Source organism: Hyphomicrobium sp. DMF-1 (assembly GCF_027886585.1).
In the GTDB taxonomy this organism is placed as follows: domain Bacteria; phylum Pseudomonadota; class Alphaproteobacteria; order Rhizobiales; family Hyphomicrobiaceae; genus Hyphomicrobium_C; species Hyphomicrobium_C zavarzinii.
The window spans coordinates 2070176-2083617 of sequence record NZ_CP115706.1; the positions used below are offsets into that span (position 1 = coordinate 2070176).

13 protein-coding genes are annotated in these 13442 nt (G+C 65.4%); 3 read left to right on the forward strand and 10 right to left on the reverse strand.

Translation table 11 applies throughout. The features are described 5' to 3' along the window. The first annotated feature begins 27 nt into the window (after positions 1-27). From thiL to PE058_RS09390, 3 genes are all read left to right on the forward strand, one after another. Complete coding sequence (thiL, locus tag PE058_RS09380; RefSeq protein ID WP_271030415.1) at positions 28-1017, forward strand: thiamine-phosphate kinase; 990 nt, start codon at positions 28-30, stop codon at positions 1015-1017. Positions 1018-1200: 183 nt separating this feature from the next. Beyond that, on the forward strand, positions 1201-2610 hold the full coding sequence (locus PE058_RS09385; protein ID WP_020086685.1) for a L,D-transpeptidase family protein: 1410 nt from the start codon (positions 1201-1203) through the stop codon (positions 2608-2610). A 72-nt stretch (positions 2611-2682) separates the two neighbouring features. Further along, positions 2683-3339, forward strand: a complete 657-nt coding sequence (locus PE058_RS09390) for a hypothetical protein (protein WP_020086684.1) — start codon at positions 2683-2685, stop codon at positions 3337-3339. 21 nt (positions 3340-3360) lie between these two features. On the opposite strand, the gene PE058_RS09395 is transcribed toward PE058_RS09390, so the two are convergent. The 10 genes from PE058_RS09395 to PE058_RS09440 form a co-directional block, all read right to left on the reverse strand. Further along, positions 3361-4122: an ABC transporter permease gene (locus PE058_RS09395; RefSeq protein WP_020086683.1), complete on the reverse strand. Its 762-nt coding sequence runs from the start codon at positions 4120-4122 to the stop codon at positions 3361-3363. Then, positions 4119-5045, reverse strand: a complete 927-nt coding sequence (locus PE058_RS09400) for an ABC transporter ATP-binding protein (protein WP_020086682.1) — start codon at positions 5043-5045, stop codon at positions 4119-4121. Before PE058_RS09400 ends, PE058_RS09395 begins: the two co-directional genes overlap by 4 nt. Before the next feature lie 103 nt (positions 5046-5148). Next, positions 5149-6354, reverse strand: a complete 1206-nt coding sequence (locus PE058_RS09405) for an SPOR domain-containing protein (RefSeq protein WP_271030416.1) — start codon at positions 6352-6354, stop codon at positions 5149-5151. 116 nt (positions 6355-6470) lie between these two features. After that, positions 6471-6914 carry a hypothetical protein gene (locus PE058_RS09410; protein ID WP_271030417.1) on the reverse strand — a complete coding sequence of 148 codons (444 nt, stop codon included), beginning with the start codon at positions 6912-6914 and terminating at the stop codon, positions 6471-6473. Positions 6915-7231: 317 nt separating this feature from the next. After that, the gene (locus PE058_RS09415) at positions 7232-8677 is read right to left on the reverse strand and encodes a mannose-1-phosphate guanylyltransferase/mannose-6-phosphate isomerase (RefSeq protein WP_271030418.1); all 1446 of its coding nucleotides are present in this window, start codon (positions 8675-8677) and stop codon (positions 7232-7234) included. A 189-nt stretch (positions 8678-8866) separates the two neighbouring features. Continuing rightward, complete coding sequence (gene ppk2, locus PE058_RS09420; protein WP_020087098.1) at positions 8867-9787, reverse strand: polyphosphate kinase 2; 921 nt, start codon at positions 9785-9787, stop codon at positions 8867-8869. Positions 9788-9900: 113 nt separating this feature from the next. Beyond that, entirely contained in the window at positions 9901-10233 is a 333-nt protein-coding gene (locus PE058_RS09425) for a lipid-A-disaccharide synthase N-terminal domain-containing protein (RefSeq protein ID WP_020087099.1), read from the reverse strand. Further along, positions 10218-11051 carry a glycosyltransferase family 2 protein gene (locus tag PE058_RS09430; protein WP_271030419.1) on the reverse strand — a complete coding sequence of 278 codons (834 nt, stop codon included), beginning with the start codon at positions 11049-11051 and terminating at the stop codon, positions 10218-10220. The genes PE058_RS09425 and PE058_RS09430 overlap by 16 nt, the downstream gene beginning before the upstream one ends. Further along, complete coding sequence (locus PE058_RS09435; protein ID WP_020087101.1) at positions 11048-11848, reverse strand: phosphatase PAP2 family protein; 801 nt, start codon at positions 11846-11848, stop codon at positions 11048-11050. Before PE058_RS09435 ends, PE058_RS09430 begins: the two co-directional genes overlap by 4 nt. Positions 11849-11851: 3 nt before the next feature. Beyond that, positions 11852-13315 carry an ArnT family glycosyltransferase gene (locus tag PE058_RS09440; protein ID WP_271030420.1) on the reverse strand — a complete coding sequence of 488 codons (1464 nt, stop codon included), beginning with the start codon at positions 13313-13315 and terminating at the stop codon, positions 11852-11854. Between the last annotated feature and the right edge of the window lie 127 nt (positions 13316-13442).

A 13442-nucleotide genomic window follows, 5' to 3' on the forward strand; every position in this document is an offset into this window, starting at 1 on the left:
ACCGCTTCCAGATTCGGAGAGTGCGCGGTGGGCGAGGACGAGCTGATCCAGACGACGTTCGCGCCGCTGGCCTCGGGCTTTGCCGGTGCGCTGGGCCTCACGGACGATTGCGCGTTTCTTACGCCGCCGCCTGGTGAGGATCTCGTTCTCACCACCGATGCAGTTGCGGCGGGCGTCCATTTCTTTCCCGAGGATGCGCCGGCCGACATCGCGTGGAAGGCGCTCGCGGTCAACGTATCGGACCTTGCAGCGAAGGGCGCGCGCCCGATCGCCTATCTCCTATCGATCGCTTTTCCGGAGTTGCCGGAGCGCGCGTGGCTCGCGGAGTTCGCGCGCGGGCTCGGCGAAGCACAGGCCGCGTTCGGGATCGCCCTCGCCGGAGGGGACACCGATCGCAGGCCTGGCCCGCTCACCGCGACCGTGACCGCCATCGGCAGTGTGCCAAGCGGGCGGATGGTGCGGCGCGGGTCAGCCAAGGCGGGCGACCTGCTTTTTCTCTCGGGTACGCTCGGGGACAGTGCGGTCGGCCTCTTGCTGCGGCAGGACCCCGACAGGCGCGTCTCGCTCGGTCTCGATACGCGCGAGGCAGCGATGCTGGTTGGCCGCTATCTTCGTCCGGAGCCGCGCGTGGCGCTCGCCCCACATCTCCTCGCCCATGCGTCGGCGGCCATGGACGTGTCGGACGGACTGGTCAAGGATTGTGCACGTCTCGCGCGCGCCTCCGGGCTCGCCGCTTCGCTCGATTGTGTGCGCCTGCCGCTCTCGCAACCGCTTTTGAGCGCACTTGCGCGCCAGCCGGATCTCATCGCGACCGCGCTCACGGGGGGCGACGACTACGAGGTGCTTGCGGCCGTTTCGCCTGGAGAGGCATCCGCGTTCCAGGCCGCAGCTCAAGCGTGTGGGGTGCCCGTCTCGGAAATCGGACGGCTTTCCGCCGGAACGGGCATTTCCGTGCTGGGTGCGGACGGGCAACCGATGTCGTTCACTAGGCCTGGATGGGATCATTTCCCGCATTGACGGAAGCCCGAATGGGACGCTTCAGTGCGTCCGGCGGGACCCGCTGAATTTCCAAGGGTTTGGCGATAGTTTGATTGATAATGGGTCTTTGTTTGGCCATATCGTTTTCGTTTAACGGCCCTGGAATCGCTCGCGTTGACGCCTGATCGTCCGTCGCCAGGGCTGGCCTTCAGCAAACAGGGAATGACCTCGCTCATGACGTTCTGCCGTAGCCTACGCGTGTCGTTCGTCCGCCGCAGAACGGAAGCGACGCGAGCTTTCATCCGGCGCTGCTCCGTGCCGGTGATGGCGGGGGCGCTGTTCGCCGTGGCTTCGAGCTGGTCCGGAACGTCGGCCGCGGCGCAGGACGGCAATTGGTGGGAAGGAATCACGAGCTTCGGCACGCCGGACTATTCTGGCCGGCGCGCGGAAATGGAGCGCACGCCGCCGCGCCAGGACGTGCTCAACGATCTCCGCCCTACCGACGTGCCGTGGCGCAGCGATGAAATGCTGGTGGCCATGGAGAAGGCCATCGCCCAGTACCAGGACATCGTGAGCCGGGGCGGCTGGCCGATGATTCCCGGAAACCGCATGCTGCGCGTCGGTGAAGACGACGAGCGCGTGGCGGCGCTCCGGCGCAGGCTGATGGCGACGGGTGAGCTGCCGCGTTCGGCGAGCTACAACGACTACTCGTTCGATTCAGGGGTCGAGCAGGCGGTCGTGCGTTTCCAGGAGCGCAATGGCCTGCGCGCCACGGGGCGTGTCGACCAGCCGACGCTCGCCGCACTCAACATCACCGCGGAAGAGCGTCTCGCCCAGCTCAAGCTCAATCACGGCCGCATCCTGGAGCTCGTGCAGACGCCGCCCGAGGAGCGTTATGTGCTGGTCAACGTGCCGGCCTTTCAGCTCGAAGCCGTCGAACGCTATCAGACTGTGCTGCGCCATCGCGTGATCGTGGGCCGCAACGGCCGCGAGACGCCGTCGCTCAAGGCGATGATCCGCAATTTGAACTTCTTTCCCTACTGGCGCGTGCCGGACAGCGTGGCGCAACTCGATGTGTTTCCGCGCCTCGTGAAGGAGCCGGACTATTTGACGAAGGAGCACATCCGCGTCATTTCCGGGGATTTCAACGGGCCCGAGCTCGATCCCACCTCCATCGACTGGTCGCAGGCGGACGCGCGCCGCGTCAAGCTCAAGCAGGACCCGGGCCCGCAGAACGCGCTCGGCCTCGTTCGCATCGATATGCAGAACGAGCACGGCGTCTATATGCATGACACGCCGATGAAGCCGCTCTTCCAGCAGCGCGCTCGTGCGTTCAGCGCAGGGTGCGTGCGCGTGCAGGACGTGTTCCAGCTCGTCGAATGGCTGGCGCGTTTCGAAGCCGGATGGGAGCAGCCGGGGCGCGTGCAGGCCGTCCTCGACCAGGGGCAGGCGCTCGACGTGGCGCTGTCGCGTCCCGTTCCGGTTTATTTCACCTACATCACGGCGTGGGCTGAGCCCAACGGAGTGATCGAGTTCCGTCCCGATATCTACCGGCGCGACGGCGCCATGGCGATGGCGGATGTCTACGATCCGGATGCGCCCCCGCCGCCAGCCCAGGGCCTCGCGCCGTAAGGTCCAGGGTTCATGACAGGCCCGCTGGAGAGACTTGTCTTCAGAGCCCGCCAGTGGGATTCTCCCGCGGCCATGCTGTCGTACTTGACCCGCCACGTGATCGAGACGCTGGAGTTTCTCCGGCGGCATTGGCTCGCCGTTGTGCTCCTCGCGCTTGCGGGCAGCGTGGTCGCCTTCGCGGTGCAGCTCTCGGACGAGCAGGGCCGGATGGACCTCCCGCTCGCTTATTCGATCCGCATGACCTGCGAGGACGATATCGAGGCCTCGCTCTGGCGGGGCGGCTGCAATCGCATCGCACCGGATATCGCGAAAACAGGGCGGCCGTCGTTCGGCGAGCTCTATCAGGCCTTCGTCACGGTTCATCATGCCCCGAGTCCGCGTGAGGCGAACGCGCCGCGTTTTTCAGGCGAGGCGCCCGAGGCGAACTTCGATCTCAAGTCGATCGTGGCGGGCCAGCGCTACAGCCTCGCCTCCGTGATGCCCGAGTTCGAGGGCGTGCGCAGCCGCGTGCACGCAGAGGCCGTGATGGAAGGCATCGACCAGCGCGATCGTGCGCTGCTGACGATAGGACGTGCGGGGCTCGGACACGATGCGCTCTTTGCCGGGGCGCTTGCCAATCTCGCGCATCCCGGCGCGCTCGTGAGCGGGGCATCTCAGTATGCTGCCATTCTGATGGGAACCGCCAAGCGCAGCGACTTCACCGCTACGGGCATGTCCGGGCAGCGATAGCGCTCTCGCCGGGCGCGGCGATCACGCCTTGATGCGATAGCCGGTCTTGAAGATCCACCAGATAACCACGAGGCAGACCGTGAGGAAGCCGAGCGTCATGGCGAAGCTCACGCCTACGTTGACGTCCGAGATCTCGTAGAAGCTCCAGCGGAAGCCGCTGATCAGGTAGACGATCGGATTGAAGAGCGTCACCGTGTGCCATGGCTGCGGCAGCATGTTGATGGAGTAGAAGGTGCCGCCGAGGAAGGTGAGCGGCGTCAGCACGAGCAGCGGTATGATCTGCAGCTTCTCGAAGCCGTCCGCCCAGATGCCGATGATGAAGCCGAACAGGCTGAAGGTTATGGCCGTGAGGACGAGGAAGCCGATCATCCAGAACGGATGCGCGATGCGCAGGGGAACGAAGAGGCTCGCCGTCGCGAGGATGATGAGGCCGAGAATCACGGATTTCGTGGCGGCCGCGCCGACGTAGCCGAGTGCGATCTCGAAGGGCGATATGGGCGCGGAGAGCAATTCGTAGATGGTGCCCGTGAAACGCGGAAAGTAGATGCCGAAGGCCGCGTTCGACGTGCTTTCGGTGAGCAGCATCAGCATGACGAGGCCGGGCACGATGAAGGCGCCGTAGGGCACGCCGTCGATCTGGGCAATGCGCGAGCCGATGGCCGCGCCGAACACCACGAAATAGAGCGAGGTGGAGAGCACGGGCGAGACGATGCTCTGCATGAGGGTGCGCCCCCAGCGGTGCATCTCGAAGGCATAGATGGCGTGTACGGCCCGGATGTTCATTGCGATTGCCTCACCAGGTCGACGAAGATGTCCTCGAGCGAGCTTTGGCTGGTTGCCAGATCCTTGAAGCCGATGCCGGCTTCGCGCATGTCGCTCAGCAGTGCGGTGATGCCGGTGCGCTCGGCCTGCGTGTCGTAGGTGAAGACGAGGGTGCTGCCGCCGGGGCGCAGCTCGAGCTGATAGCGGGAGAGACTTGGGGGAAGCGCATCGAGAGGCTTCTGAAGCTCCAAGGTCAACTGCTTTTTGCCGAGCTTGCGCATCAGCTCGACCTTGTCCTGCACGAGGATCAACTCACCCTTGGTGATGACGCCGATGCGATCGGCCATCTCCTCGGCTTCCTCGATGTAGTGCGTGGTGAGGATGACGGTGACGCCGCTGTCGCGCAGGCCACGAACGATTTGCCACATGTCCTTGCGCAGCTCCACGTCCACGCCGGCGGTTGGCTCGTCCAGGAAAAGGATGCGTGGCTCATGGGCGAGCGCCTTGGCGATGAGCAGGCGACGCTTCATGCCGCCCGAAAGCGTCATGATGCGGCTGTCCTTCTTGTCCCAGAGGGAGAGATCGCGCAGCACCTTCTCGACGTAGGCGGGGTTCGAAGGCTTGCCGAACAGGCCGCGGCTGAACGAGACCGTCGCCCATACGGTCTCGAACATGTCGGTCGAGAGCTCCTGGGGCACGAGGCCGATCAGGGCGCGGACGGCGCGATAGTCGCGCGCGATGTCCATGCCGTCGACTAGGATCTCGCCGCCGCTCGGATTGACGATGCCGCAGATAATGCTGATCAGCGTGGTCTTGCCGGCGCCGTTCGGGCCCAGAAGCGCGAAGATCTCACGCTCGCGGATATCGAGGTTGACAGTCTTGAGGGCGACGTGACCCGACGCATAGGTCTTGTTCACGCCCTTGATCGAGATGATGGCCTTCATGCGTACCGCCGCGGCAGGAGAGCGTGAACTTCTGTTGCGGAGCACCACATAGGTGCATTTCGCGGAGGCCGCAAGGCGGGGGCCCCTCCGCAGGGTGCGGGTGCTACTGCCGGCCCAGGGGGAGCGGCTTGATCCAGCAGCCCGTGAGGCCCGCTGCTTTCAGGCTTCGGCACAGGTCTTTGGCGTCCGCGCGCGAGTGCGGCGGAATGAGAGACAGGCGGTACCATGTCTCGCGGTCCTGCCCCTGCACGCGGTCCACGCGCGCCTTGGCGTCACCCAAAATCTGCGGGTAGGCGGATTTGAAACCCCGGTAATCCTGCTGCAACTCTTCCGTGCTGCGGCGCGTGGAGAGCACGACGAGGTAGGGCTGCTCCATGTTCGGCGACACGACGATCGGTCCTTGCGTCTCGTTGCCGACCGACGGGGATAGGACCGCAGCTTCGGCACTCATGGCGCCGGAGGCTCGCGGCGCGGGCGCCTCTTCCGTGCTCGTTTCCCCGGCGGTGGCGAGGCGGCCGTCGAGCTTCTTTCCGGGTTCCAGCGTTGCTGCGGCGTGGCGGCGCGTGCCGTCGCCGATACCGGGCGAGACGATGCTCAGGATGGCGATGGAGAGGCCGGCGACGACAGTGAGAGCCGCGAGTGCGGCGGCGGATGTGGGGTTCTTGTCGACGAGCGCCCGCATGGCGGCGACGCTCGAGGCGGCGACAGCGCCGGCGCTTCGCGCTTTATCCGCCTTTTTGGCGCGGCTATTGGGCGGCATGGGTGCGCGCTGAGCGGACGGCGGGGGCCGCTGCCCTACCGGCTGTGCCCATTGGGGTGCGGGCGGAATGGGGGCGTGCTGCTGCGGATACGGTGCTGTGGCAGGCGCGGGCAAATAGGCGACCGGGCCGCGTGGCGCGGCCAAGCCCGGCATCTCCTGGCGAAACGCGCTCTGCTCGATCTCGCGCGATGTGGCGAGCAGAGCGGCGTGCGCCTGGGCGGCATCAGGCGCGGCGTCCATGCGGGGCAGCAGGCCCGATGCTTTCTGCTCAACCACTTCCAGCAGATCCAGCGCGCGGCGGTGGCTGCCGAGGATGTGCGTCAGCACTGCGATGTCCATCAGCTCGCGCGGCGGCAAGGCCGCCATGAGCTGGTCGATCTCTCGCTGGATGTCGGCGATCAGGCGGGCGGACGCTTCGATGTCGGCGCCAATGTGCGGAGGCGCCGCGCGTGACCGCTCCAGCACCTTGAGCAGCCTGCGGGCGACGTTGAGCGAGATCTCATGGATCTGCTGGCGCTCAAGCGCGGCATCGCGATTGAAGGCGGCCATGGCGTCGGATCTCGTCCCTACCCCGTTAATTCCAAAGTCTTATCGGAAAGCGGGCCATTCGGCCTGCTGTCCCTGCGTCGCATCCACCGCCGCTTCGGGGCCGATGCAACCTCTCCTCAGCCCGCGTGACATTCGGGAAACATGGTGCGCAACACGTCGATCGAGCATCCCGGTGCTCCTTCGATGCACTGATAGTTGATGTAGGGGACGGCGCCCTGGCTCGCGATGGAGATCTGGCTCCGGATCTTCTTGGTGAAGCAGCGGGCCAGCGTACCTTCGTCCGCGAGCTCGATGGAGGCCAGCACGCTCGCCTCCGGGCAGCTCTTGTTCTCGATCATGTAGGTGGCGGAGGAGGATTGGCTGATGGTCAGGCATTCGGGATCGTCGGCCACAGGCGCGGCGGCCAAAGGCGCGGCGGCCGGGGCCTCCTTTTTCTTCTGCTGTGCTTCGGCGGAAGGAATGGCGCAGACAAAGCCAAGCGCGATGAGTGCGGCGGCGATCCCCTTGGGCACGCGCCGCGCAGCGGAACGGCAGATGGCAGCAAGACACGCTGAATACACGCTTGAACTCCGACGGGGCGGACCTGGCCTGTTGCGTTGTCGCATTTTCTTCTTGAACGGGCCGAAGCCCATTTCGCCCAGAAAGCACGAAAGACGTTTCGAACTTGAATGTGGACCCGCCACTCCCCCCGGACCGGCCGCTTTACAAACCACATCGGCTCGCCTGCGTCGAGTACGCGAGCGAGATGGCTGATGTGTGGTGACGACGCTCGCGCGGCCGGCTTATGAAAATTCTGGGGATAACCCGCAGGCGTTGCGGGCAGGCTCTTGCACGGCGGCGGCGATGATGAGCCGTGAGCTGATCAATGCGCTCCCGCTCAGCGGGTTTCGCCGTCACCGCGATTGTAGATATCGTCGCTGCGGATGATGTCGTCCTCGCCGAGATAAGTGCCGATCTGGACCTCGATGAGCTCCAGAGGAACTTTTCCCGGATTTTCGAGCCGGTGCCACTGGGTGGCGACGATGTAGACGCTTTCGTTCTCGCGGACGAGCTTCTCGGTGCCGTCCACGGTCACGCGGGCGGTGCCCTGCACCACGACCCAGTGCTCGGAGCGATGATGGTGCATTTGCATGGAGAGGATGCCGCCCGGCTTCACGTGCAAGAGCTTCACCTGGAAGCGCGGGCCCATGTTGAGCGTCTCGAAGAACCCCCACGGCCGATAGCTTCTGAGGTGCTGCTCCTGCTCCTTGCGGTTCGCGGCCTTGAGGCGGGTGACGAAGCGGGCAACATCCTGTGAGCGGGATTTGTCGGCCACCAGCACGGTGTCCGGCGTCTCCACGATCACCAGATCCTTCACGCCGATGGTGGAGATGAGGGCCTTCTCGCTGCGGATGTAGCAGTCGGTGGTGTCCTCGGTCAGCGCGTCGCCCTGGATGAAGTTGCCCTCCGCATTGCGCGGGGCGGCATCCCAGAGCGAGGCCCATGATCCGAGATCGCTCCAGCCGATGGAGAGAGGCAGCACGGCGGCCTTGTCGGTCTTCTCCATCACGGCGTAGTCGACGGAGATGCTCGGCGCCTTGGCGAAGGCTGTGGCATCGAGGCGGAGAAAGCCCAAGTCCTCGCTCGCATGTTCGAGCGCTTCGCGTGCCGCGGCCAGCACGGCGCGGTTATGGCGGGCCAGCTCGTCCAGATAGGTGTCGGCCCGGAAGACGAAGATACCGCTGTTCCAGAGGTAGCGCCCATCATCGAGGTAGGTTTGCGCGGTTTCCGCGTTCGGCTTCTCGAAGAAGCTGTCGACCTCGAAGGCGCCCTCGGTGCCCTCCGCGAGGGCGTTGCCCTTGCGGATGTAGCCGTAGCCGGTGTGCGGCTCGGTGGGCGCGATACCGAAGAGGACAATACGCCCGCGGCTCGCGACCTCCGCTGCGCGGCGCACGGCGTCCGCGAAGCCCGCCGCATCCGCGATCACGTGATCGGACGGCATGATGGCGAGGATGGCAGCGGGATCGCGCCGGGCGGCGAGGAGCGCGGCGACGGCGATGGCAGGGGCCGTGTTACGGGCGCTGGGCTCCAGCACCACGCTCTCCGGCTCCACGCCCGCCTCGGCCGCGTGCTCGCGCACCAGAAAGCGGTGCGCGTTGTTGCAGACGACGATGGGGGCAGCGAAGCCATTCTGCGGCGCGAGGCGCGCGAGGGTGGCGGAGAGCAGGCTCGCCTTCTCTCCGTTCAAACCGCTGACGAACTGCTTCGGATACATGGCCCGCGAGAGGGGCCAGAGCCGGGTTCCCGAGCCGCCTGACAGGATGACCGGGACAATCTTATGCATGTGCTGACCTCTGGACGTGAGGCGCACGGTATCGTCCGATGTCTGGACTTACAAGATTTCAAGACATTGAATCGGCGGGCTTTTATCTCATACGGTTACCGAAAGCCACGCCTGCGTGCGGCGGGCCGGCGAGGATTGCGGCAGGCGGCCTGCCGCAATCCTCGCCCAAGTGCCCGTTCTCGTTCAGGATCAGTCGTTTTCGTAGATGTCCGGTACGTACAATTCGTCCGGCACCGGGGTACGGGAGTAGTCCGGGTTATGGACACGCTCCGGCAGCGTGACGTCCGCGCGGGGGACCTCCTGGTAGGGGATCTGGGCCAGGAAGTGGCTGATGCAGTTGAGGCGTGCGCGCTTCTTGTTGTCCGCTTCCACGATCCACCACGGTGCCTCGGGGATGTGGGTTCGTTCCAGCATCGCTTCCTTGGCTTTCGTGTACGCCTCCCAGCGGCGCCGGGATTCGAGGTCCATGGGCGAGAGTTTCCACTGCTTCAGGGGATCGTTGATACGCATGCTGAAGCGGAAGTTCTGCTCGTCGTCGCTGATGGAGAACCAATACTTGATGAGCTTGATGCCCGAGCGGACGAGCATCCGCTCGAACTCGGGAGCGGAGCGGAAGAACTCCTCGACATCCGGTTCGGAGCAGAAACCCATGACGCGCTCGACGCCCGCGCGATTGTACCAGCTGCGGTCGAACAGCACGATCTCGCCCCCCGCCGGAAGGTGGGCGACGTAACGCTGGAAATACCATTGACTGCGCTCGCGCTCGCTGGGTGCGGGAAGGGCCGCCACGCGACAGACGCGCGGGTTGAGCCGCTGGGTGATGCGCTTGATGACGCCACCTTTGCCGGCCGCGTCGCGGCCTTCGAAAATGACGACGACCTTGAGCTTCTCGCGTACCACCCAGTCCTGCAGCTTCACCAACTCGCGCTGCAGCCTGAACAGCTCCTTGAAGTAAGCCCTGCGGGGAAGGCCGCCTTCCTCGGCTTGCTCGCTGTCGATATCTTGCGGGCCGGTCAGGCGCTCGTCGTCCAGCTCCAGCTCGAGCTCTTCGTCGAAGCTGTCCAGCATTTCCGCCTTCACTCTGGCGGAGATCGCGTCTTCCTTTTTCATCGCTTTCACCTGGCTGCGCGGCTCGATCTACGGTTCGAGACGTCCGCGGTTGTGCTTCGCCCTCGCATGTTTCGGCGAGATCTGTGACGGGTGAATGACAGTGCGTCGCCGGACTATCTGCCCGCAGGCGCGGGAGCGGGTGACGCCCCCTCCATCTTTTCCTTGCGGATGAAGAAAAGATTTCGGGCGTAGATGAGCACGCCGAACTGGCCGAGAATGATCACCGGATCGAGGCGGTGCAGGCCGTAGGCGAACACCAGAAGGCCCCCAAGGAGGCTCAGGTACCAGAACGTCTCGGGCATGGTGGAGCGGCGCGACTTCTCCGTGACGAACCATTGGATCAGCCAGCGGGCGGAGAAGAGCACTTGCCCGACGAGGCCCACCGAGAGCCATAGAAACTCTGCGGGTGTGAGTGCGTTCCACCACGCGATCAGTTTTGCAGCCACAGCCGTTCCTCTCCTGGCGACGAGCTTTTCGATAGGGGAAGGGGAGACGCGAGCGCTGTTTGGCCGTTGGCCTGCGGTGCGCGCGGCGAAAGGGGAGCGCCGGGCAACATGGTGCGCTTGATGAGCCAGCGAACGCCGACGAGGTCGTAAATGCCGATCAGGGCGCGTCCGAAGTTCGTGTACTTCGAGGTGCCGGCGCGGCGCGGGCGGTCGTTCACCGGATGATAGACGGCGGCGTGTCCGTAAGCCTGGAAGAGCGCTGGCAGATAGCGATGCATGCCGGAGAAATAGGGCAGGTCTAGAAACACCTCGCGGTGGAACACCTTTATTCCGCATCCGGTATCGGGGCAGCGGTCGGCGAGGAGGGTGTCGCGCAGCCAGTTGGCGAACTTGGAGGCAAAGCGCTTCGAGGAGTCCGCCCGGCGGTTTACGCGGACGCCGCCTGCAAGCGATACGTTCGTCGGCCCGGTGCCTTGAATGAGCGCTGCGAGGCTTGCGATGTCGCGCGGATCGTTCTGGCCGTCTCCGTCCATGGTGGCGATGAGGGCGGCAGTCGCTGCGCGCACGCCTGTTCGAACGGCGGCGCTCTGTCCGGCGCGGTGCGTGTGGCGGATGAACCGAAGTTGCGGGACGGAAGCCAGCAGCGCTTGCACCTCGCGCGGGGTGTCGTCGTCGCTGCCGTCGTCTACCACGATGATCTCGCGGAGCATGTCGGCCGGAACCGAGGCTAGGGTTTCGCGGATAAGCGCGCCGATGTTGCCTGCTTCATTGAGAGCCGGGATGACGACCGAGATCCCGTAGCGTGGGGTCTCGCTCATCCGCGCACCTTTGCGAGCGTATCCGTGCCTGCGCGAAGGAGCGGAATGAGCGGGGCTGTGATCAGGGTCCAGGTTCGCCGCGGATCGCGCCAAAGGCCGATGAAGGCGATGTGGAGGAGACTCACGGTGATGGCCATGAAGACGCCGGCGAAGACGACATCACTCAGGAAGTGTGCGCCTTGAATGATGCGGACGGCTCCCGCCAATGTGCCGGCGGCGATGCCCCCGGCAAGCAGGGCCATCCGGTATTGCGGCAACAGGAGCGCGAGCGCGAAGAAGGCCGCGTAGATGGACGAAGCCTCGCCGCTCACGAACGAGCAGTTTCTCGGGCATTCGCGGGACGGCACGAGGGGCGGCGTGAACGCCTTGCTGCCGCCGAACTCGATGACGTCGCGCGGACGTGCGCGACCCAGGTTGTCCTTGAAGATCAGATTGGCGACGACGCCGGGGCCGACGAACAGAACCGCGATCATGAACCAGCAACGCGCCTGCTCGGACCCGAACCACTTGCGACGGGTGATGATTACGCGCGCGGTGACGGCCAGGGTGGCGAGAGCGACGAGCGCGAAGAGAACCATGAACAGCTGGCGGGCCAGGGTGACAGCCCAGGTGGCGCACCAGGGTTTTCCGGCGGCTGCGGCCGGGCAGGCCTCCCAGGCTGCGCCAGAGATGGACAGATCGATCTCGGGAGCGGAGATCAGCACCGCGCCGAGCGGTATGGCGAGCATGGCTGCGCCGATCAGGAACTCGCGCCGGAACTTCGTCTCTTCGGGTGTGTAAGGGTCGACGGATGCCATGCGTCACCTGTGTTGATAACCATCGAGGGTCGAAAAGTGGACGGTTCGTGTGGTGTGCCGGCCCGCGGGTATCTCGCGCATAGTGACCGGCGTCGCGGAGGCGAAGCGTCTCGTCACGGGAGAGGCCAGCCGCGGCGTGACGAGCAGAACGGGCGCCGGGGCCGCGGCGGTGAAGGGGCTCTTGATCTCGAAGTGGCTGCGGGGCGATGCGCCGTCGCGCCAGGAGAGGATGGGCACCGTGATGCCGCGCCCGTAGTAGGCGAGGGCCGCCGCATACTCGCGATCATCCGTCAGCACCGATCCGATCGGCTTGCCTTCATTCGCGGCTCTAGCGAGTTCGGCCTCCACCGCCGTGGCCAGCTCGCGATTTCCGAGGGTGCGGGCGAAGGGATCGCCGACGATGGGGAGAGCGAGGTGGCCGGCTTGCCATGTGGCGAGGGCCAGAAAAAGTGCGACAGCGCCGTTGATCGCGAACGAGGCGCGCATCCACGTCCATTCGCGGTCGCGGATCATCACAGCGGTGACAAGCACGATGGCGGCGATGTAGGCGGGGGCCGCCCAATTGGCGTGGGCGCGCGAGATCAATGCCTGCAGTGTAACGGCCGCGAGGATCGGGACCGAGAAGGCAAGCAGGAGCTTGTCCGAGGGGCCGGCCACGCTGGGCTTTCTTACCGCGCGCCAGACGATGACGAGGAACGCGCCGAACAAGACAGGTCCGAACACCCCAAACTGGGCGAGCAGGAATTCCGCAGCCTTGCCGGGATGGAACGGGATGCCGCGCCAGTTCGCGTTGTCGGCGGTGTGGGCGAAGGTGACGAAACCGTTCGTGGCGTTCCAGAGAACGTTCGGCGCGATGAGCGCTAGACCGCCTGCAAGCGCCAGCCAGAGATGAGGGCTGCGCAGCAGTCCGCGGCTTTCCGGCGCGATCACAAGGTAGAGCGCGGCGGAGGCGGCGAAGTAGGCCATTGCGTATTTGGCATTGAGCCCGAGGCCCAATGCGAGCGCGAGCAGCAGGGCGTTTGCCAGGCTCGGTCCATTCAACATGCCAGCGAATGCGAACAGGGCGAGTGCCCAGGCCGCGAGTAGCGGCACGTCGGTCGAGATGATGCCGCTCGAAAGGGAGACCGCGGGGAGAAGCGCGTATCCGAGGCCAGCCCAGAAGGCGACCGTCTTGTCGTACAGGCGCCAGCCGATGGCGTAGACGAGGAGCGCCGTGAGAAGGTGGAGGGCGATCGCGGGAAGGCGGACGCAGGCTTCCGTCTCTCCGCAGACCGTGGTCGCGCCATGAATGATCCAGGCGATGAGCGGCGGCTTCGAGAAGTAGCCGAGCGCCGGTTCGAGAGACCACGCCCAGTACTGGGCCTCGTCCATGTAGAGGTCTGTGCGATTGAACGCGAGGGCGAGCAGGCGAAGCGCAGCGATCACGCCGACAACGGCGAGAAAAGCGGTGGTGGATCGCTTGCTCAAGCTTCGGGACGCTCGCTTCCGCATGCCGAGCACGACAGTGTCCGGTGAAGCGTTCGCGTATCCCTGCTGACCGTTCATGCCTCGCGCCCCCCGGCGCACGCTCGCGGCACTCGAGACGCCGCACATC